The 18,272-nt window shown below is 62.8% G+C and carries 19 protein-coding genes; 14 read left to right on the top strand and 5 right to left on the bottom strand.

Annotation, left to right across the window (positions count from 1 at the left end; genetic code table 11):
* Positions 1–97: 97 nt before the first annotated feature.
* Both BL8807_RS00495 and BL8807_RS00490 read left to right on the top strand, forming a co-directional pair.
* Positions 98–1,087 carry a D-2-hydroxyacid dehydrogenase gene (locus BL8807_RS00495; protein ID WP_226847391.1) on the top strand — a complete coding sequence of 330 codons (990 nt, stop codon included), beginning with the start codon at positions 98–100 and terminating at the stop codon, positions 1,085–1,087.
* Between the two features lie 71 nt (positions 1,088–1,158).
* Complete coding sequence (locus BL8807_RS00490) at positions 1,159–2,049, top strand: aldo/keto reductase (RefSeq protein WP_072726819.1); 891 nt, start codon at positions 1,159–1,161, stop codon at positions 2,047–2,049.
* A gap of 106 nt (positions 2,050–2,155) precedes the next feature.
* On the opposite strand, the gene BL8807_RS00485 is transcribed toward BL8807_RS00490, so the two are convergent.
* From BL8807_RS00485 to BL8807_RS00470, 4 genes are all read right to left on the bottom strand, one after another.
* On the bottom strand, positions 2,156–3,058 hold the full coding sequence (locus BL8807_RS00485) for an ABC transporter ATP-binding protein (RefSeq protein WP_083570304.1): 903 nt from the start codon (positions 3,056–3,058) through the stop codon (positions 2,156–2,158).
* Between the two features lie 53 nt (positions 3,059–3,111).
* On the bottom strand, positions 3,112–4,899 hold the full coding sequence (locus tag BL8807_RS00480) for an ABC transporter permease (RefSeq protein ID WP_072726818.1): 1,788 nt from the start codon (positions 4,897–4,899) through the stop codon (positions 3,112–3,114).
* Between the two features lie 146 nt (positions 4,900–5,045).
* Positions 5,046–5,894: a nucleotidyl transferase AbiEii/AbiGii toxin family protein gene (locus tag BL8807_RS00475; RefSeq protein ID WP_083570302.1), complete on the bottom strand. Its 849-nt coding sequence runs from the start codon at positions 5,892–5,894 to the stop codon at positions 5,046–5,048.
* Between the two features lie 2 nt (positions 5,895–5,896).
* Positions 5,897–6,493 carry a type IV toxin-antitoxin system AbiEi family antitoxin domain-containing protein gene (locus BL8807_RS00470; RefSeq protein ID WP_072726816.1) on the bottom strand — a complete coding sequence of 199 codons (597 nt, stop codon included), beginning with the start codon at positions 6,491–6,493 and terminating at the stop codon, positions 5,897–5,899.
* A gap of 85 nt (positions 6,494–6,578) precedes the next feature.
* Here BL8807_RS00470 and BL8807_RS00465 point away from each other — a divergent pair, with 85 nt between their 5' ends.
* The 10 genes from BL8807_RS00465 to priA all read left to right on the top strand — a co-directional run bounded on the left by BL8807_RS00465 (position 6,579) and on the right by priA (position 13,814).
* Entirely contained in the window at positions 6,579–6,974 is a 396-nt protein-coding gene (locus BL8807_RS00465; RefSeq protein WP_072726815.1) for a DUF4186 domain-containing protein, read from the top strand.
* A 149-nt stretch (positions 6,975–7,123) separates the two neighbouring features.
* Complete coding sequence (locus tag BL8807_RS00460; protein ID WP_072726814.1) at positions 7,124–7,504, top strand: hypothetical protein; 381 nt, start codon at positions 7,124–7,126, stop codon at positions 7,502–7,504.
* Positions 7,488–7,868 carry a hypothetical protein gene (locus BL8807_RS00455; protein ID WP_072726813.1) on the top strand — a complete coding sequence of 127 codons (381 nt, stop codon included), beginning with the start codon at positions 7,488–7,490 and terminating at the stop codon, positions 7,866–7,868. The genes BL8807_RS00460 and BL8807_RS00455 overlap by 17 nt, the downstream gene beginning before the upstream one ends.
* A gap of 39 nt (positions 7,869–7,907) precedes the next feature.
* On the top strand, positions 7,908–8,306 hold the full coding sequence (locus BL8807_RS00450) for a DUF3592 domain-containing protein (RefSeq protein WP_083570300.1): 399 nt from the start codon (positions 7,908–7,910) through the stop codon (positions 8,304–8,306).
* A gap of 88 nt (positions 8,307–8,394) precedes the next feature.
* A complete protein-coding gene (hisD, locus tag BL8807_RS00445; RefSeq protein WP_072726812.1) occupies positions 8,395–9,792 on the top strand; it encodes a histidinol dehydrogenase in 1,398 nt (465 codons plus the stop codon).
* Positions 9,789–10,964 carry a histidinol-phosphate transaminase gene (locus BL8807_RS00440; protein ID WP_072726811.1) on the top strand — a complete coding sequence of 392 codons (1,176 nt, stop codon included), beginning with the start codon at positions 9,789–9,791 and terminating at the stop codon, positions 10,962–10,964. Before hisD ends, BL8807_RS00440 begins: the two co-directional genes overlap by 4 nt.
* A 3-nt stretch (positions 10,965–10,967) precedes the next feature.
* Positions 10,968–11,567 (top strand): imidazoleglycerol-phosphate dehydratase HisB, encoded by a 600-nt coding sequence (hisB, locus tag BL8807_RS00435; protein WP_072726810.1) that lies wholly within the window; start codon positions 10,968–10,970, stop codon positions 11,565–11,567.
* Complete coding sequence (locus BL8807_RS00430; protein WP_072726809.1) at positions 11,567–12,298, top strand: hypothetical protein; 732 nt, start codon at positions 11,567–11,569, stop codon at positions 12,296–12,298. Before hisB ends, BL8807_RS00430 begins: the two co-directional genes overlap by 1 nt.
* Positions 12,299–12,356: 58 nt before the next feature.
* Positions 12,357–13,004, top strand: a complete 648-nt coding sequence (hisH, locus tag BL8807_RS00425; protein WP_072726808.1) for an imidazole glycerol phosphate synthase subunit HisH — start codon at positions 12,357–12,359, stop codon at positions 13,002–13,004.
* A gap of 84 nt (positions 13,005–13,088) precedes the next feature.
* Positions 13,089–13,814, top strand: coding sequence for a bifunctional 1-(5-phosphoribosyl)-5-((5-phosphoribosylamino)methylideneamino)imidazole-4-carboxamide isomerase/phosphoribosylanthranilate isomerase PriA (priA, locus tag BL8807_RS00420; RefSeq protein ID WP_072726807.1), 726 nt, complete (start codon positions 13,089–13,091; stop codon positions 13,812–13,814).
* Positions 13,815–13,926: 112 nt separating this feature from the next.
* Here priA and BL8807_RS00415 read toward each other — a convergent pair whose 3' ends face one another.
* Positions 13,927–15,369, bottom strand: a complete 1,443-nt coding sequence (locus BL8807_RS00415; RefSeq protein ID WP_072726806.1) for a DUF2252 domain-containing protein — start codon at positions 15,367–15,369, stop codon at positions 13,927–13,929.
* A gap of 193 nt (positions 15,370–15,562) precedes the next feature.
* Here BL8807_RS00415 and BL8807_RS00410 point away from each other — a divergent pair, with 193 nt between their 5' ends.
* Both BL8807_RS00410 and BL8807_RS00405 read left to right on the top strand, forming a co-directional pair.
* Positions 15,563–16,900, top strand: coding sequence for a glutamine synthetase family protein (locus BL8807_RS00410; protein ID WP_072726805.1), 1,338 nt, complete (start codon positions 15,563–15,565; stop codon positions 16,898–16,900).
* 81 nt (positions 16,901–16,981) lie between these two features.
* Positions 16,982–18,133 (top strand): MFS transporter, encoded by a 1,152-nt coding sequence (locus BL8807_RS00405; RefSeq protein WP_072726869.1) that lies wholly within the window; start codon positions 16,982–16,984, stop codon positions 18,131–18,133.
* Positions 18,134–18,272 lie beyond the last annotated feature (139 nt).

Raw genomic sequence — 18,272 nt, 5'->3', positions numbered from 1 at the left:
AACTCCATTCATATGGTGTTCATATCGCGCACAAAACAGGTGTATCGATTTCCCAAATGGTGCATAATGATGATGTCACTTCACCGAAGGAGGGATTGTGGAAACGCAATCTGAACGGGTTATCGTCAACTGCCTGCCGTTGGGCGAGGCGGAACGCGCGCGGTTCGTCGAAGCCGCGGATGGCGTGCGTCAGGAATTCGTCGGGGATGTCGCGCAGCGCGGCGGCATGGGATGGCGGGCGTGCGTTCCGGAATCGCTGAAGGCGCAGGCCACGGCGGTGGTCGGCAATATCGATCCGGGGGAGTGCTCCCACTATCCGCATCTGGAATGGCTTCAGACATGGAGCGCGGGCGTCGACCAATACCTGGCCGAAGGCGTGCTGGGGGCGAACGTCCGCGTCTCGAACGCGACGGGTGCCTATGGCCAGACGGTATCCGAGCATATGTTCGCCATGATGTGGTCGCTGATGAAGAACCTGCCCGCCTATACGCGCAACCAATCCGCATGTCGATGGCATGACGAGGGGCGCGCGTTGTCCCCCGACGGGGCGACCGCCGTGGTGGTCGGCACCGGCGACATCGGCTCGCGGTTCGCAGCCCTCGCCAAAGCCGTGGGTATGCGCACCATCGGTGTGCGGCGCGACCCCTCCCGCACCGCCGAACATATCGACCGCATGGTCGGATTCGATGACCTCGACGCGGTGCTGCCGCAAGCCGATGTGGTGGCCATGAGCGTGCCGTCCACGCCGCAGACCCATCATCTGCTGGACGCGCGTCGGCTGGCGATGCTCAAACCCACCGCCATCGTGCTCAACGCGGGCCGAGGCGACGCCATCGATCCGGACGCGCTGCTCGACGCGTTGCGCGCCTCGCGGGTGCGCGGAGCGGGATTGGACGTCACCGAGCCCGAGCCGTTGCCGGCCGACAGTCCGCTATGGAACGAGCCGCAGTGCCTGATCACGCCGCATGTGGCGGGCGGCAACCATCTGGCCGCCACCGAGGAGCGCATCATCGCCATCGCATTGGAGAACGTACGCCGGTACGTGGCGGGCGAGCCCCTACGCAACCAGGTGCGCCGTACCGTCTAGCCTCACGCCATAGACGGCGCGCCACCTACGCCATTCATCACACCCCATCAGCATCGTAAAGGAGATCAACAATGAACAATCAGGAACGGACGGTGCGTTCGCCGGAACTGACATTGGGCGACGATGCCCGCACCGTCATCCCGCAGATCGGATTCGGCGTGTTCCAGATTCCGCCGGAGGACACGCAGCGTGCGGTCGAGGAGGCGCTGGAGATCGGATACCGCCATATCGACACCGCGGCCGCCTACTACAACGAGGAACAGGTCGGCGCGGCGCTGAAGGCGACCGGCATGGCGGACCAGGTGTTCGTCACCGGCAAGGTGCGCAACTGCGACCAGGGCTATGCGGCCACCCAGGTGGCGTTCGAGGAGTCGCGGCGCAAACTCGGCGTGGACGTGATGGGCATGTACCTGATCCACTGGCCGGTCCCCGCCGTGGATCTGTACCGCGAGACATGGCGCGCCCTGCTCAAACTACGCGACGAAGGCGCGATCCGCGTGGCCGGCGTGAGCAACTTCCTGCCCGAACATCTGGAGGCGGTCATCGCCGACAGCGGGCAGACGCCGACCGTCAACCAGATCGAGGCCCATCCGCGCTACCACCAGCCCGATAGCCTCGCCTATTGCGCGGCGCACGGCATAACGGTCGAAGCGTACAGCCCCCTCGGGCACGGATCCGACATGGACTCCGAACCTGTGGTCGCCGCCGCGGCCGCGCACGGCGTGACGCCCGCGCAGGTGGTGTTGCGTTGGCATACGCAGGAGGGGCGCATCGTCATCCCCAAGTCGAAGCATGCGGAGCGTATGCGCGCCAATCTCGATGTCTCGGGTTTCTCGCTCACCGAGGCGGAACTTGCCGCCATCGACGCGTTGCATGATCCCTCCGGTCGGGTCAGCGCCGACCCGGCCGTGTACGTGCAGTCGCAGTCGTGGGCCGACCAGCGTGCTCGCGGCAACATCTGATCGTCTCGCAAACGGCGGCTCGCCCGCCTGTCTTGTCGCGTTTCATCAACACGCAGGACAGGCGGGCGAGCCGTTATTCGTATGGTTGGGACTGTTTTTCGTTCCGTTATCTCGCCGGCGCGGAACCGGCGCGGTTCGTCCGTTGCGCGCCGGCCGGCTTCGCCTGCGACCAACCCTGGGGCTTGGGGCGTGCGGCCCTGCGCAGCGGCTTGAGTTCGAACACCGTGTCGGACTGGTCGGCGACGGCGGGGCTATGCGTGACGATGATCACGCATTTGCCCTCACCATGCGCCAGATCGCGGAAAATCGCCATGATGTCGTCCTGTGTGGCCATATCGAGATTGCCGGTCGGCTCGTCGGCGAGGATGATCTGCGGCTCGTAGCTCAAGGCCCTGGCGATGGCCACACGCTGCTGTTCGCCACCCGACAGGTGCAGGATGCGCTCGTTCGCGTACTCTTCGGGCAGACGAACCTTATCGAGCAGTTCGACCACCAGCTCGTGCTTGGAACGGTCGAAGCGTTTGCCGCTCGCCTCCATCGACAGCACGATGTTCTCCTCCACCGTGAGCGCGGGCAGCAGGTTGAAGCTTTGGAAGATCACGCCGATGTCATGGCTGCGGAAGCGATACCGGTCGGATTTCGCCAGATCGGCGCCGTCGTACAGGATGCGTCCGGATGTGGGGGAGGTCAGTCCGGAAAGCAGGGAGAGCACGGTGGTTTTGCCCGCGCCCGAGGGGCCGGTGATGGCGGTCACCTCGCCGGCCCGGAACGCATGGGTGAGGTCGCTCACCACTTTCTTGCCGCCTCTGGTATAGGAGTAGGAGACCTTCTCCATGGCGAGAATCGGCGGTTGGATGGTTGCGTTGACGGCATCGCCTTGTGCGGGGCTTTCGGCCGTCGCGTCCGCGTTCGGAGTGTTCGAATCGGTGAGGGCGCCGTTCGTCGCGGGAGCGTCGGTGGCGACGGTCGTGTCGATGACCGGGATGTCCGGAGTGGGGTTCTGTGTCATGATGTTGTCTTTCCTCTTGTCGGGGCGTCTGCTGATTGCGCGGGTGTCGCCGCTCAGGATCGATCGGCCAGGATCTGCAAGGGCTCGTAACGGATGATGGACACCACCGCGGCCAATGCGGAGATGACGGTCAATGCCAGACCGATCAGCACCAGCTGGCCGATGACCTTAAGGTTCACCGTGGCGTCGATGTCGCTCACATAGTCGATGGCCTGCGAGAATCCGCCGAATCCGCCGCCGTCGGGCGCATCGGACGGTTGACCCTCGCCGCCGGCCGTCGCGTCGGAACCGGATTCGGAGGAATCGGTGCCGGAGTCGGCCGCGTCATCCGACGTGGAATCGGATGAATCCGGTCCGCCTTGGCCGCCGGGCGCGCCGGGCATGTCGGCGTCGCGTCCGAACTGCGCCTGCTGGCTGGTCGCCTCGGACTCCTGCGCGGAGACCTGCTGGGCGAGCAGTTGGTTCGCCACCGGCACCGAAGCCACCGCGCCGCCGGCCACGCCGAGCGCGATGCCGATCATGGTGACGATCAGCAGTTCAAGCACGAACTGGGCCGCCACCTTGGACTTTCTGATGCCGATGGCCGTGAGCACGCCCACCTCGTATTTGCGTTCGCGCACGTTGAACAGGTTGAGCACGATCAGCACCACCGCGCCCACGGCGAGCACGATCAGCAGCAGGGTGAGCGCGAAGCTGGCCAGATTGTCCAACGGCACGAGGCTGGACTCGTATTCCTCCACATCGGCCGAGGAGACGGTGTATTCGTCGGACAGGCCGGCCGCCTTCGCATCCGCGGCGAAGGTCTCGTAGTCGTCTTTGCTGGACAGCACGTAGGTATAGCTCAACTGGGTGGCGCTTGCGGAGCTGGTCGAGCTGGCGTCGGTCGAATCCGTGTCGGATGAGTCCTCATCGGTGGACGAGGCGGCCGATTCGGTGGACAGTCCCAGCGATTCCAAGGTGGAGACCGAGGTGTAGATCGCGTTGTCCGGATCCTGGCTGGTGCCGCCCATCGGGCCGTTCGCTCCGGTGTTGGAGGTCGTCGCGTTCTTGTAGATGCCCACGATGGTCAGCTCGTAGGTGGTGCCGTCGTCCGAAGTGTCGGCCACGCTGATCGTGTCGCCCACCTCGAGGCCGTTGAAGTCGGCCAGTGCCTTCGGAATGATCACATCGCCGTCGCTGCTTTCGTCATAGCCGAACACCTCGCCGTCGGACATGGTGAAGCTGCCGTTGGAGGCGTTCGCCACCGCCGTGTCCGAGGAGAAGCCGGTCAGGGAGAAGTCGCCGCTGGACATGCTGCCCATCATTCCGCCCATATCGCCGCCGGGCATGCTGGGCATGGTACCGTCGGACGAGTCGGAGGATACGTCATCGGAGGAATCCTTGGTTGAGGAGTCATCGGAGGAATCCGACGAGTCGGCGTTGGCGGAACTGGAGGATTCGACCGGCTGGAACGCGTCGGTGCCGTTCACCGACGTGGATTCGGTGTAGTACGTGCTCACCGGCACGCTGGACGCCTCGGCATAGGCGTCGTACTCGTCGAGCGTGAGCGCGTCCTGGTCGAGCGCCGAACGCAGCGAATCGAAGTCCGGCTGGCCGCCCTCCTCCATCTCACTGGAATCGAAGTCCTCGGTGGCCTGGCTGATCACCTGCTCGCGGTCCATGCCGATCGTGGCGGTGACGGTGGTGGAGCTCAGGCCCTCCTCGCGGGCCGTTTCGGCCGCGTTGCGGATGGCGAGTCCGATGGTCGCCGCGGCGGCGATGATCGCGACGATGATGACGATAAGAATATTGCGCCCCTTGTTGCGGGTCACCGATCGCCATGCGTTCTTGAGGATAAACATGGGTGTTCCTTTGCGGGAAGTCAGGGTTTACCTCTCCAGATTGGAACGCGGCGGTTGGCAGGCGCTCCATGCCGGCTGGCAACGGGAAGTCGAAACGGTGGACATCCCCACCAAACTTCCTGAACGCTTGCTGGAAGAGATGCCGTCTAGTCTATGCGTGGATTTGCGGTGATGGCCTTGCAGAGAGAAAGCGTAGCGTCGATAACTGAATCGAAGGAATAAGGCATCGCGTAATCATACTTTCTTTGGTACGCCGACCATAGGGCTGCCATGTGTTCATCAGAACGTATCTTTGACAAGATGTGCGAGGAATTCTCAAGGCTGGCTTGGTTGCCACGATTGTGGTTGGTCGCGAAGAATGCGGCTTTCAACAGTTGAGCATCTAGAGGTGTCTCTCCTTTGATGAGGGCTGCAATATCGTAGAAATCGCGCATGCGAGTATTTGCCGTGCCTCTTGATAAAACCGTTTCCAACTTCTCTGCAAGCAGAGTTTCCAGATTGTATGAGGCGAGCGGAATCGTCCCCTTGTCAAATGTCAACGGGTAATTGAGCCTAACGGCATTAGGCGTCAAAGCCTCACCTGTGGAGAAATCGATTTTGAAGGGGATGGACATGTTCTCAAAGGCCGCTCTGAGTTTTGCCCGATATCCAGGATATTCTGCCTCGTCCCGTATTTCCGAAATCTCTTTGACCTCGAATGTGATTCCATCATTCAAAGGTGTGGAAATTACTTGCTTCAAGAAAAGTCGGATGTTGGGTTCGGATAATTCGAATCGCCTCATAGTGGAGTCGATATCTAGGGTGGTGCGGGAATCAATACCTAATGTCGCTTGTACCAATAATCCGCCTTTTATGACGAAAAGGTCTCGACTGTCACTCAATGACAGTCGAGATAAGAATCGCTCCATGGCAAAAAGACAATACAGTGACTGCGCGCGATTGGGGTCATGATGCGATTTCTCTTTGATAAGAGCTCTGATTTTCCCAGTTGACATGATCACGATGTCATCACCGCTTCAAGGTAGGGGCGCATGACGTTGGTGAGTCGGAATTGTGCCGCATATTCGGTGAGTTTCGTTAGGTCGCGTTTACTTGAACGCATGTAGTTGCGGAACGCTGAGAGTAGATCTTGGGATTCGACGGTGCTGCGTGAGCGGAATAAATCGCATATGGTTCGTTCCCAATCATAAGTGCGTACGGAATGTCCGAACATGGTTGTGGCGTGTGAGAGACCGATTTCGAATCTGTCATCCTTGACTTTGCGCACGATGACGTCGCTCTCCGAGAGCCGAGTTGCGCTTGCGGATTGTGGAATGGTGATGGTGGGAGTCGAAGGCACTCGTTCTGCCTCGTCCAAAAGAAAGAGAGCGGTTTCGTGAGAGAAGATGGCTTTCGGATAACGGTGCTGCAATTCGAATAGCGGGTCTTCCCCAGAGTCGTCGGAATGGTAAAGGCCACGCGCTACGCGCTGTAGATTGTTCTCTTTTGCGAACTGCGAGATTGCCGTGCGAGAGAATCCTCGTTTTTCCATCTCGGACGCTACAAAGTATCCGGTGTGGATTTCCAGCTGGCTTAGGTCCTGGTTTCTGGTCACGGACACCTCCTTTTACTTTGGTGCCCTAATTATAATTAATTAGGGCACCAAAGTAAAATCCGGGTGATTGCACAAAGAAGGGACTATGGTGGAGTGCATGGATGAGACGGAGCGATATTGGGTGAACGAGGCGTTGGGGAGGCTGTCTTGTTCGGCGTTCCGAGCGAAATTCGTGCTGTCGGACAAGGATCGTGCGTATGCTCGCGCCAAAGGCAAGGATGCCATCGACCGGCATGCGCGTGAGATGCTGCGCTTGCGGGTGGGAGATGCGCTACCGAAGAACGACGGCAAGCAGACGCCGTGGCGAGGTCATCCGGTGTTCACCGCGCAGCATGCCACTGCCACCTGTTGCCGTGGCTGCGTCGAGAAATGGCACCATATTCCCAAAGGCCGAGAATTGACCGATGACGAGATCAACCGCCTGTCCGACCTCGTCATGGCCTGGATCGAACGTGACCTCATCAACCATCCCGTCGGTTGATGCTCATTCGCCCCGCTGACGGTCTCTATCCCTGATTTCCGATGAATGATGGCATTCCAATAGAGTGTTCGTTTGACGGTGAATTCTGTTTTAAATGTGTATGAACATGTGTATAATATTGTGTAATTAATTGTGTGATTGGAGGGGTTGTGGAAGTCAAGGAACGTGTTGAAGCCTTGCGTGATGCTTCGGCGGCGGGGGCCCGTATCGGTTTGACGGAGCTGGCGAGATCTAATGCATGGCGTGCGAAGCTTGCCGAGCAAGGGGCGTTGGAGATTGTGGACCGGGTGGATCCCACCGCGTATCTGCTGTCGGTGGACGCGATGAACGAGCTGCTTGACACCATCAATGCATTGGAATCCGAGCTGGAGCGTGCCACGCTGCAGATGATGTTCGTCGCAGACGGTGAACGGGAGCGGAACTGGGAATCCGGCGCCGAACTTGAACAGGGAGCGTTGGATTATCTGCATCGCAATGCCGAAGCGATACAAGACATTCTGAGCGAGGCTCGCGATGAACGTCACCAATGACATGCTCGACAAGGCCGTCCGTGCCATCAGCGCGATTCCGGCTGTGGAGATGGATGGCGCATCTTTGGCTCGAGACGTTGTCTTGCTGGCATACGCATGGCCGGACGCGGAGGAATTCGCCGCTGCGGTGGGCGGCACGTGCGAGGCTCTTCGTGCCTTAGCGGAGGGACGTGTGGAGGGATCCGAACTGAAATACCAGTTCGAAGGCTGGAGATCCTTCCACTACCAGCACCGCAGATTCCATAAAGCCAAAGCCGACGCCCGCATCGTGTATCGCAGAGTCGATGCAGGCATTCAAGTATGGGGCTTCGGAGGCCGGCATGTCCCCTCCGATATTTACCGCCGCCTCTCTCGCCTCCAGTAGAGTGGCATCTATCCACATCTGTTATGCGAAGGAGATCGGATGCGGGAACTGGCTGGTGTGATAGCACTGTGCGTGGCGGTGATGATACCGATCGTCATCATCACCATTGTGGTGCTGTTCGGCAATCCGGGCAGAAAAGGCAGGATCCGTTCGATGACCGCGCAATGCCCCGGCTTGGTGCTCAGCGTCAAATCCCATGGAATCGACACTCCGTGGCGTATCCGCGTGCGCTACGAGGTGGACGGCGTCGCATACGAGGTCGTCGAATCGCTCGCTTTGAAATCGTCTGTGATCAAGGCCGGTCCCATCCCCATCGGGCAACGTAAGACCCCGGTGATGGGGCGCGTCCGCGAGGGCGACACCGTCATCGTGATCTACGATCCCGATAAGCCATCGAAGTCCCACATCCAACACAACGATGGTTGGATCAATAACTGAACGCCAATCGCAGGCCCCATCCCACCAATCGGACGGAGATGGACGTTTCGGGGTGTGCGGTTACATCGTGGCGCTACCATGGGGAGCTATGAGCGAGAACATCATGCGAATCATCGACCTTCGTGGTAAGAACCTGACCCGTGCCGAACTGCTGGACGCGATGCCCCGCGCCGAGATGGGCACCTCCGAGGCCACCGATCTGGTGCGCCCCATCCTCGACGACGTCAAGGCCCGCGGTGCCGCCGCGCTGCGCGACTTCGGCGAGAAGTTCGACGGCGTGCGCGTCGAGAACCTGCGCGTGCCGGTCGAGGCGATGCGTCAGGCCCTCGAAGAGCTCGACCCCGAAGTGCGCTCCGCCATCGAGGAGTCGGTGAAGCGCTCCCGCGCCGTGGCCGCCAGCCAGGTGCCGCATGACTTCCACACCGATCTGGCCCCCGGTGCGCGCGTCGCCGAACGTTGGATCCCGGTGCAGCGCGTCGGCCTGTACGTGCCCGGCGGCAAGGCCGTGTATCCCTCGTCCGTGATCATGAACGCCGTGCCCGCCCAGGCCGCCGGCGTCGAATCCCTCGCCATCGCCACCCCGCCGTCCAAGGACGATCCGCAGGGCCTGCCCAACAAGACCATCCTCGCCACCTGCGCCATCCTCGGTGTGGACGAGGTGTACGCGGTCGGCGGCGCCCAGGCCATCGCCATGTTCGCCTACGGCGCCAAGGGCTCCGAGCCGCAAGACGGCGACGTGCTGTGCGATCCGGTCGACAAGATCACCGGCCCCGGCAACATCTTCGTGGCCACCGCCAAGTCGCTCGTCTCCGCTTTCGTGGGCATCGACGCGGTCGCAGGCCCCACCGAGATCGGCATCATCGCTGACGCCCAGGCCAACCCCAAGTTCCTCGCCGCCGATCTGATCGGCCAGGCCGAGCATGACGAACTCGCCGGCTCCGTGCTGTTCACCGACTCCACCGACATCGCCGACGCCGTGCAGGCCGAACTGCTTGAGCGCGTGCCGCGCACCAAGCACGCCGAGCGCGTGCGCACGTCGTTGTCCGGCCGCCAGTCCGCCATCGTGCTCACCGACGGACTCGACCAGTCCATCGACGCGGCCAACGCCTACGCGGCCGAACACCTGGAGATCCAGACCGTCGACGCGGACGCCGTGGTGGGGCGCGTCAGGAACGCTGGTGCCATCTTCCGCGGCCCCTATTCGCCGGTGCCGTTGGGCGACTACATGTCCGGATCCAACCACGTGCTGCCCACCGGCGGCACCGCCCGCTTCGCCGCCGGCCTCGGCGTGCACACCTTCATGAAGCCCGTCGAGGTCATCGAATACGACGAGCAGGGCCTGAAGGAGCTCGCCGCCCGCGTCAACGCCTTCGCCGTCTCCGAGGATCTTCCGGGGCATGGTGAATGCGTGCTCACCCGCTTCGTCGACGACCCGTACGACAAGGCCACGTTGAACGACCAGGAAACCAAGGCGGGCCTCAAGTGAGCGATACCACCAGCAACGCCATCCCGGCGAATCTGCCGCTGCGCAACGATCTGATCGGGGAGGAGCCGTACGGCGCGCCCCAGCTCGACGTGCCGGTGTGCCTGAACGTCAACGAGAACCCGTACGCGCCCGATCCGGCCGTGTGCGAGACCATCGCCGAACGCGTCAAGGCCATCGCCCCCACGCTCAACCGGTACCCCGACCGCGAACATGTCGAACTGCGTCAGGCGTTCTCCGACTACCTCGCCCGCGAATCCGGCGTTCGTCTCGACGTGGACGAACTGTGGGGCGCGAACGGCTCCAACGAGATCATGCTCCAACTGTTCCAGGCCTTCGGAGGACCGGGACGCACCGTGCTCGGCGCCGACCCCACATATTCCATGTATCCCGAATACGCGCGCGACACCTTCACCGGCTGGGAGCTCGCCCACCGCAACGACGACTTCACGCTGAACGTCGACCGTCTCATCGAACGGATCGAGGCCGTCAAACCCTCCATGGTGCTGCTCACCAGCCCGAACAACCCCACCGGCACCCCGCTGGCGCATGAGGACATCGAACGCGTGCTCGCCGTATGCGAGACGGCCGAGGTCGCGGGCGCGCGCGAAGGCGTGCACCCAATCGTCGTCATCGACGAGGCCTATATCGAATTCCGCGACCCGGGCGTACCCAGCGCCGTCGAACTTATCAAGACGCACGCGAACCTCGCCGTCAGCCGCACCATGAGCAAGGCCTTCGCCTTCGCTGGCGCGCGCGTCGGCTACCTCGCCGCAAGCAAGGGCATCATCGACTGCGTGCGCATCGTGCGCATGCCCTACCATCTGAGCGCCGTCACCCAAGCCGCGGCCCTCGCCGCGTTCGAACACACCGACGAACAGCTCAGCCGTGTGAACCACCTGCGTGAGACGCGCAACGCCACCGCCGCATGGCTCAAACAGCTGACCTACAAGGGTCAGGCGCTCGACGTGGCCGACTCCCAGTCGAACTTCCTGCTCTTCGGCGGGCATCTCGACAACCGCGAGGCGATTTTCGAAGGACTGCTCGAGCGCGGCGTGCTCATCCGCGTGGTCGGCCCCGCCGGCTGGCTGCGCGTGTGCATGGGCACCGACGAGGAGATGGAGGCCTTCCGCACCGCATTGACGGAAGTCCTCAACGAACTGGACAAGGAGTAGGCAATGGCACGCACCGCGCATATCGTCCGCGAAACCAGCGAATCGCGCATCGAGCTGACGTTGGACCTCGACGGCACCGGCAAAACCGACATCGACACGTCTGTGCCGTTCTACAACCATATGATGACGGCCCTCGGCAAGCATTCGCTGATCGACCTGACCATCAAGGCCAGCGGCGACACCGACATCGACGTGCACCACACCGTCGAAGACACGGCCATCGTGTTCGGCGAGGCGTTGCGCCAGGCGTTGGGCGACAAGCGCGGCATCCGCCGTTTCGCCGACGCCACCGTGCCGCTGGACGAGGCGCTGGCCAAGGCAGTGGTCGACGTGTCCGGCCGACCGTATGTGGTGTGCTCCGGAGAGCCGGAAGGCTACGAATACTGCATGATGGGCGGGCATTTCACCGGCTCCCTCGTGCGGCACGTGATGGAATCCATCGCCCTGCACGCCGGCATCTGCCTGCACCTCGAAGTGCTCGCCGGCCGCGACCCGCACCATATCGCCGAAGCCGAATTCAAAGCCTTCGCACGCGCCCTGCGCTTCGCCATCGAACCCGATCCGCGCGTGGACGGCATCCCCAGCACGAAAGGCGCGCTGTGATGGCGGACGATCAGGAACCACATTTCTCCGACGAGGAGCTTGAGTCCGCGCTGGCCGGATTCGAAAAGGAATTCGCACAGGATCAGGAAGCAGCGTCCCCGGCCGATCAACCCACGGCGGGTGCGGACGGCGCGGCCGACGCGGATAAGAAGAACGAGACGGATGCGGGTCTGGACCCCGCCTCCATCGAGATTCCCGACGATGCCGCCGAACTGGACCCCTCCGTGGGATTCGACGCGGAACTGGCCGGACTGCTCGGCAACCGCGCGAAAATCGCGGTGGTGGTCACACGCATCGCCGACGCCGACCTTTTGGCCGCGTTCTGCCAGCTGGCGGACATTTCCGCCGACTGCATCGGCTCCAACCAAGGCGCCGTCGCCGTGCTGCGCAACCTCGACGGCGACTCGCCCGAGGCAGCGGCCCGCGACCTGACCACCGTGGTGGCCGGCATGACCGTGATCCTCGCCGTCAACCGCGCCGACAAGCTCGAAGTCACCCTGTACGTGCAGGGCGAGGCCGCGCGGACCTTCGCGCCGCCGATGCTGTTCACCTCCACCGCACGATTCGTGGAGGACCTGCTGCTCGGCATCACCACGGTGAACGCGCTTCGCGAGCAGGGCTTCGAAATCGAGGATTCCGCCGACTTCGACCACAAGCGCGCCATGGCCACCATCGCCAAGCACACCAAATTCGGGCGCGGAGGCTCCACCAAAGGCTCCAGCATCAACTAGCGCCAGCTAGCACACTTAAGCATCCATCGAACAGAACAGCACAAGGGGAACAGCAACGATGAGCACTGCAGTCGTGTTCGACTATGGTTTCGGCAACGTCCGCTCCATGGTTCGCGCGCTCGCCAATCTGGGCGTCGACACCACGCTCACCTCCGACTACCGTCAGGCGCTTGAGGCCGACGGTCTGGTGGTGCCCGGAGTCGGCGCGTTCGCCGCCTGCATGGACGGATTGAAACGCGTCGGCGGCGATCGCGTGATCACCGACCGCATCCGCGCGGGCCGCCCGACGCTCGGCGTATGCGTCGGCGAGCAGATCATGTTCGAGCAGGGACTCGAACACGGCGTGCGCACCGACGGCATCGGCCTGATCGGCGGCACGGTCGAACTGCTGGACGCGGATGTGGTGCCGCATATGGGCTGGGACACCGTCGAAGCGGCCGAAGGTTCGCAACTGCTGCGCGGCGTGGAACAGGAACGTTTCTACTTCGTGCACTCCTACGCGGCCACCGCCGTGAGCCAAGCCGACACCTCGCGCTACGACATCGACTTCGGCGAAGCTCCGGCGCGCGTGACATGGTGCGAATACGGGCGCAGCCGTTTCGTCGCCGCCTACGAACGCGGCGCCCTGTCCGTCACGCAGTTCCACCCCGAAAAGTCCGGCGACGCCGGCGCGCAACTGCTGAAGAACTGGATCGAAACCTTCTGAACCACAATCAGATGGTGCCGCCGTGCGAAGGGCGTGTTTTCCGCCCGCACGGATGGCGCGACATCCCTAGGAAAGGAACCTGTTATGTCCCTCACGCTGCTTCCCGCGGTCGACGTTCGCGACGGCAAGGCCGTGCGTCTGCGCCAAGGCGAGTCCGGCTCGGAAACCGATTACGGCTCCCCGCTTGAGGCCGCCCGCACCTGGGTTCAGGCCGGAGCGGAATGGATCCATCTGGTCGACCTCGATGCCGCCTTCGGCACCGGCGACAACCGCGCCCAGCTGCGCGAGATCGTGCGCGAACTCGGCGACCAGGTCAACATCGAGATGAGCGGCGGCGTGCGTGACGACGCCTCGCTGGAATCCGCACTTGAAGCCGGCGCTGCCCGCGTGAACATCGGCACCGCCGCGCTGGAGAACCCCGAATGGACCAAGCGGATCATCGCCAAGTACGGCGACAAGGTCGCCGTCGGCCTCGACGTGCGCGGCCATACGCTGGCCGCCCGCGGCTGGACCCGCGAGGGCGGCGATCTGTTCGAGACGATGGCGATGCTCGACGACGCAGGCTGCACCCGCTACGTGGTCACCGACGTGGCCAAGGACGGCATGATGAGCGGCCCGAACCTCACCCTGCTCAAAGAGGTCGCCGAACGCACCAACGCCAAGGTGACGGCCTCTGGCGGCATCGCCAAACTCGACGATCTCAAAGCCATCAAGGAACTGGCCGAAATCGGCGTGGACTCCGCCATCCTCGGCAAATCCCTCTACGCACGCGCCTTCACCCTCGAAGAGGCGCTCGAAGTCGCCCGCTGAAACGCTCCCCGCTCAAGGGAAACGTGCGGAAAGCATAATCCCGCCTGACCGGCATGGCCTTCAAAAGGAAGCGGGCCGGCCGGTCAGGCGGGATTCGTCGTAAAGCGACAGGTCAGGCGCAGGGTAGCTCGCCGGATTCGATGAGCTTCCTGAACACGGCGTAATCCTCGTCGTTCTGCTCCGCATAGGAGACCGCGAATGTGGCGATGGCCTGGTCGAACTCGTCCGAACCGCCCAGATAGTTCGCGATGGCGATCGAATCGCCGGTGCGCGCGTGCGCATGCGCCAGGCATCGGGCGCACATGCGGCCCAGATCGCTTAATTCCATCTCGTTGAGATCGTCGATGTCGATCGAACCTTTGCCGTTCCACAGCTGACGCACGTAATAGTCGCGTTTGCGGCCATCCTCGGCGATGAAGCTCGACCATCCCAGCAGCACGTCGGCCGTGGATTGGATCAGCTTCTGCCCCTGCACCACGCGCTCGCCATGCGTGGCGTACGGCGAAGCGCCGCAATAATGCTCCAACACCGAATAGGTGGCCTCCTTCATCTGCAACATCAACGGATCGTCGATGTCCCGCCCGGTGAAGACGGCCACCCATGCGCGCTGGCCCACGGAGCCGACGCCCACCACCTTGCGGGCCGAATCATGGTAGCGGTAATGGTCGAACACATGACGGCGATCCTCATACAACGAATGTCGGTAGTGCCCGAGCAGCGTGTCGATGCGCGCCTGCAACGCCTCAATATCCGCATAATCCTGCAATTCGTTGATGGGCGCCAACTCCGGCGGATCGGAACGGAACCGCAGCTTGCCGCCCTCGAGATACGTCAGTTTGGCGGCCGCCGCGTCGGAGTCCCGAACCGCGGCCTTCGCCGCCGCGTCGCGCAGCGTGCGGTTGCGTTTGCCGCTCTGCGTCTTCTCGAAACGATCCAGCGTCTCGGTCACATCGATATGGTCGTACCATGCGTCGAGATAATCCATCTCGGAGAACTGTTTGATGCGCTCGCGGTACGTGTGCACGCAGCGCATCACCGCGGCCCGCCTCGCCTTCTCCTTGATGCCGTTCGCGCGTCCGCAGATCTCCACCGACACGGCCAGGCGTTTGAGGTCCCACTCCCACGGGCCGATCGCCGTCTCGTCGAAATCGTTGATGTCGAACACCAGACGCGCCGAGGGGGAACGAAACATGCCGAAATTGCCGATATGCGCGTCGCCCACGCATTGCACCGGAATGCCCGTCACCGGCGTGCTCACCAGATCGTTGGTCATGATCAGCGCGGTGCCGCGGTAGAACGTGAACGCGCTGGCGCTCATGCGCTTGTACCGCAGCGGCACCAGATCGGGCACGCGGGTGGCTGACTGCTCCTCAAGCAGCGCGATCGCCTCGCGACGCCCCTCACGCACCCGCCAGACCGCATGACTGCTCAACGGCGCTTTGTCGCGGGCCGTAAAGCCCGCGCACGCGCGTTCACGCGGAGTGTCGGCCTGCCGCCAACTCGTCATATCGATGGGAGGATTGGCGGCCGGTGTCAGATGGTCTTCTTCGCTCATACGCACCACTGTAACGCGTGGAATGTGACGGCGAAGCCCCATGGTGCGGTACTTTCCATGGTGCAATGCCTCGGAAACGTTGCAATATCAACCCACCGCACCATGGAATCACCGCACCCTGGACACCATCGTAGATGTGGGGAACGCGCGTGTTAACGCGGGTCGTAACACGGGTGTGGAACGATAGGCGGTTATGGATAAGCAGCAGGAGTTCGCACTGCGCACGGTCGAGGAACGAGACGTGCGCTTTATTCGCTTATGGTTCACGGATGTGCTGGGAACCTTGAAATCCGTGGCCATCGCGCCGGCGGAGTTGGAGGCTGCGTTCGAGGAGGGGCTCGGATTCGACGGCTCCGCGATCGAAGGCATGACGCGCGTGTCCGAGGACGATATGATCGTCCAGCCGGATCCCTCCACCTTCCAGATTCTGCCGTGGCGAGGCGGACCGCAGGGCACGGCGCGCATGTTCTGCGACGTGCTCACCCCGGATGGCGAGCCCAGTCTGGGCGACCCGCGTTACGTGCTCAAGCGCGCGCTGGCCAAGGCCAAGGAGAAGGGTTTCACCTTCTACGTGCATCCGGAGATCGAGTTCTACCTGTTCGAAAGCCAGGACGACTGGTCCAAGCCTCCGGTGCCGATCGACGAGGGTGGCTACTTCGATCATGTGCCGCGCAGTCCCGGCATGGACTTCCGCCGCGCCACCGTGAACATGCTCGAACAGATGGGCATTTCGGTGGAATACTCGCATCACGAGGGCGGCCCCGGCCAGAACGAGATCGACCTGCGCTACGCGGACGCGCTCACCACGGCCGACAACATCATGACCTTCCGCACCGTGGTCAAGGAGATCTCCTTGGAGCGCGGCATCCACGCGAGCTTCATGCCCAAGCCGATCGCCGACGCGCCCGGCTCCGGCATGCACACGCACCTAAGCCTGTTCGAGGGGGACTCCAACGCCTTCTACGAGGCCGGCCAGGAGTTCAACATGTCACTCACCGCGCGCCAGTTCGCCGCCGGCATTCTGGCCCATGCGGCGGAGATCTGCGCCGTCACCGACCAATACGTCAACTCGTACAAGCGTCTGTGGGGCGGCAACGAGGCGCCGAGCTACATCTGCTGGGGGCACAACAACCGTTCCGCGCTGCTGCGCATCCCGCAGTACAAGCCCGGCAAGGGCAACTCCGCGCGTATGGAGTTCCGAGGCCTCGACCCGGTCGCCAACCCGTACCTCGCCTACTCCGTGCTGCTGGCCGCCGGCCTCGACGGCATCGAGAAGCAGATGACGCTCGGCGAGCCGACCAGCGACGACGTGTGGGAGCTTACCGACGCCGAACGTCAGGCGATGGGCATCGAACCGCTGCCCACCTCGCTGGGCGCCGCGCTGCGCGTGATGGAGAAGTCCGACTTCGTGGCCGACGTGCTCGGCGAGCATGTGTTCGAGTACTTCCTGCGCAACAAGCGCCACGAATGGGAGGAATACAACCGTCAGGTCACCCCCTTCGAACTTAAGAAGTACCTGCCCAAGCTGTAAGCGAGCAATCACGCAGTGAACAACGCAACCGTATCCGATCGGGCGACATCCTCGCCCGATCGTTTTTTCACGCTTCCCGTCATGGTGCTGATCGCCGCGAGCTTCATGCTCGGCATGAGCGAATTCGTCGTCGTGGGCATTCTGCCCGACATCGCGCGCGGCCTGAATGTCACCGAGGTGACGGTCGGTAACTTGGTGTCGGTGTTCGCGTTCTTCTACGCGCCCTGCACGCCGCTCGGCTCCGCCATCACCGCGCGATTCCCGCGATTCGCCACGCATATGACGCTGATGACGGTGTTCCTTGTGGGCAATGTGCTATGCGCGTTCGCGCCGAACTATCCGGTGCTTCTGGTCGCCCGACTACTGATCGCCGCCGTCTCCGGCACGCTGGTCGCAATCGCCATGACCTACGCGAACGACGTGACGCAGGAGAAGTTCCGTACGCAGTTCATCGCCTGGGTGTTCTCCGGCTTCTCCATCGCCTCCGTGGTGGGCGTGCCGGCGGGAACCTGGATCGCCGACTCGTTCGGATGGCGCTGGACCTTCCATCTGATCTCCCTGCTCACCGCCGTGCTGCTGGTGGTGATGGTGATCGTGCTGCCGCGCAACTCGCATCCGGTGAAAGTGGGATTCCTCAGCCAGTTCCGCTTGTTCTTCGACCGCCGCATCCAGCTGGGTGTGATTGACGTGGTGTTCGGCGCGGCCGCCAGTTATGTGTTCTACACGTATCTCACGCCGATCATGCGCGACGAGATCGGCGTGCCGACCCAATATCTCAGCCTTGGACTGGTGGTGTTCGGTGTGGCTTGCCTATGGAGCAACCTGTATGGCGGCAAACTTGCCAACCGCGGCAGGGGAGTGGAGCCGCTGGCGCGCGTCCGGCCAATCTACTGCGTGCAGGCCGTATGCCTGTGCCTGCTGGCGTTCGCCTCATGGATGCCCGGTGCCGGCGCGCTGCTGCTGGTGGCGCTCGGCATGCTTATGTACTTGCAGAACGCCTCCTCGCAGGTGCTGTACATGGATGTGGCCGCGCAATCGCATCCCGGCTCGCTGAACTTGGCCGCGTCGCTCAACTCCATGAGCTTCAATATCGGCATCGCGGTTGGTTCGGCCGTGGGCGGCGTGGTCAATGACGCATTGGGACTGGCGTGGTTGGGCCCGGTCGGCGCGGTGTTCGCCCTGCTCGCCGCCGGCACCGCCACCATGCTGCGCCCGTTCATCGAACGCAAGTAGCTTCGCTGAGATCCTTCGACTCCGCTGCGCTCCGCTCAGGATGACGGAAAAGGACTTCGCTTCGCTCAGAGGATGACGTTAGTGGTTATGTCGTCATGTCGAGCGAAGTCGAGACATCTCTATCAGATTGTCCGGTTCC

The sequence above is a fragment of the Bifidobacterium lemurum genome, assembly GCF_014898175.1.
Classification (GTDB): domain Bacteria; phylum Actinomycetota; class Actinomycetes; order Actinomycetales; family Bifidobacteriaceae; genus Bifidobacterium; species Bifidobacterium lemurum.
Note: the sequence above shows the minus strand (reverse complement) of the source record. Positions and strands in the feature narration are given on the sequence as shown.

Bases quoted from the DNA above. Each gene is read 5' to 3' on its own strand.
- BL8807_RS00490 (WP_072726819.1), top strand. From the start codon at position 1,159: ATGAACAATCAGGAACGGACGGTGCGTTCGCCGGAACTGACATTGGGC.
- BL8807_RS00485 (WP_083570304.1), bottom strand. From the start codon at position 3,058: ATGACACAGAACCCCACTCCGGACATCCCGGTCATCGACACGACCGTC.
- BL8807_RS00480 (WP_072726818.1), bottom strand. From the start codon at position 4,899: ATGTTTATCCTCAAGAACGCATGGCGATCGGTGACCCGCAACAAGGGG.
- BL8807_RS00475 (WP_083570302.1), bottom strand. From the start codon at position 5,894: ATGTCAACTGGGAAAATCAGAGCTCTTATCAAAGAGAAATCGCATCAT.
- BL8807_RS00465 (WP_072726815.1), top strand. From the start codon at position 6,579: ATGGTGGAGTGCATGGATGAGACGGAGCGATATTGGGTGAACGAGGCG.
- BL8807_RS00455 (WP_072726813.1), top strand. From the start codon at position 7,488: ATGAACGTCACCAATGACATGCTCGACAAGGCCGTCCGTGCCATCAGC.
- BL8807_RS00450 (WP_083570300.1), top strand. From the start codon at position 7,908: ATGCGGGAACTGGCTGGTGTGATAGCACTGTGCGTGGCGGTGATGATA.
- hisD (WP_072726812.1), top strand. From the start codon at position 8,395: ATGAGCGAGAACATCATGCGAATCATCGACCTTCGTGGTAAGAACCTG.
- hisB (WP_072726810.1), top strand. From the start codon at position 10,968: ATGGCACGCACCGCGCATATCGTCCGCGAAACCAGCGAATCGCGCATC.
- BL8807_RS00430 (WP_072726809.1), top strand. From the start codon at position 11,567: ATGGCGGACGATCAGGAACCACATTTCTCCGACGAGGAGCTTGAGTCC.
- hisH (WP_072726808.1), top strand. From the start codon at position 12,357: ATGAGCACTGCAGTCGTGTTCGACTATGGTTTCGGCAACGTCCGCTCC.
- priA (WP_072726807.1), top strand. From the start codon at position 13,089: ATGTCCCTCACGCTGCTTCCCGCGGTCGACGTTCGCGACGGCAAGGCC.
- BL8807_RS00415 (WP_072726806.1), bottom strand. From the start codon at position 15,369: ATGAGCGAAGAAGACCATCTGACACCGGCCGCCAATCCTCCCATCGAT.
- BL8807_RS00410 (WP_072726805.1), top strand. From the start codon at position 15,563: ATGGATAAGCAGCAGGAGTTCGCACTGCGCACGGTCGAGGAACGAGAC.
- BL8807_RS00405 (WP_072726869.1), top strand. From the start codon at position 16,982: ATGGTGCTGATCGCCGCGAGCTTCATGCTCGGCATGAGCGAATTCGTC.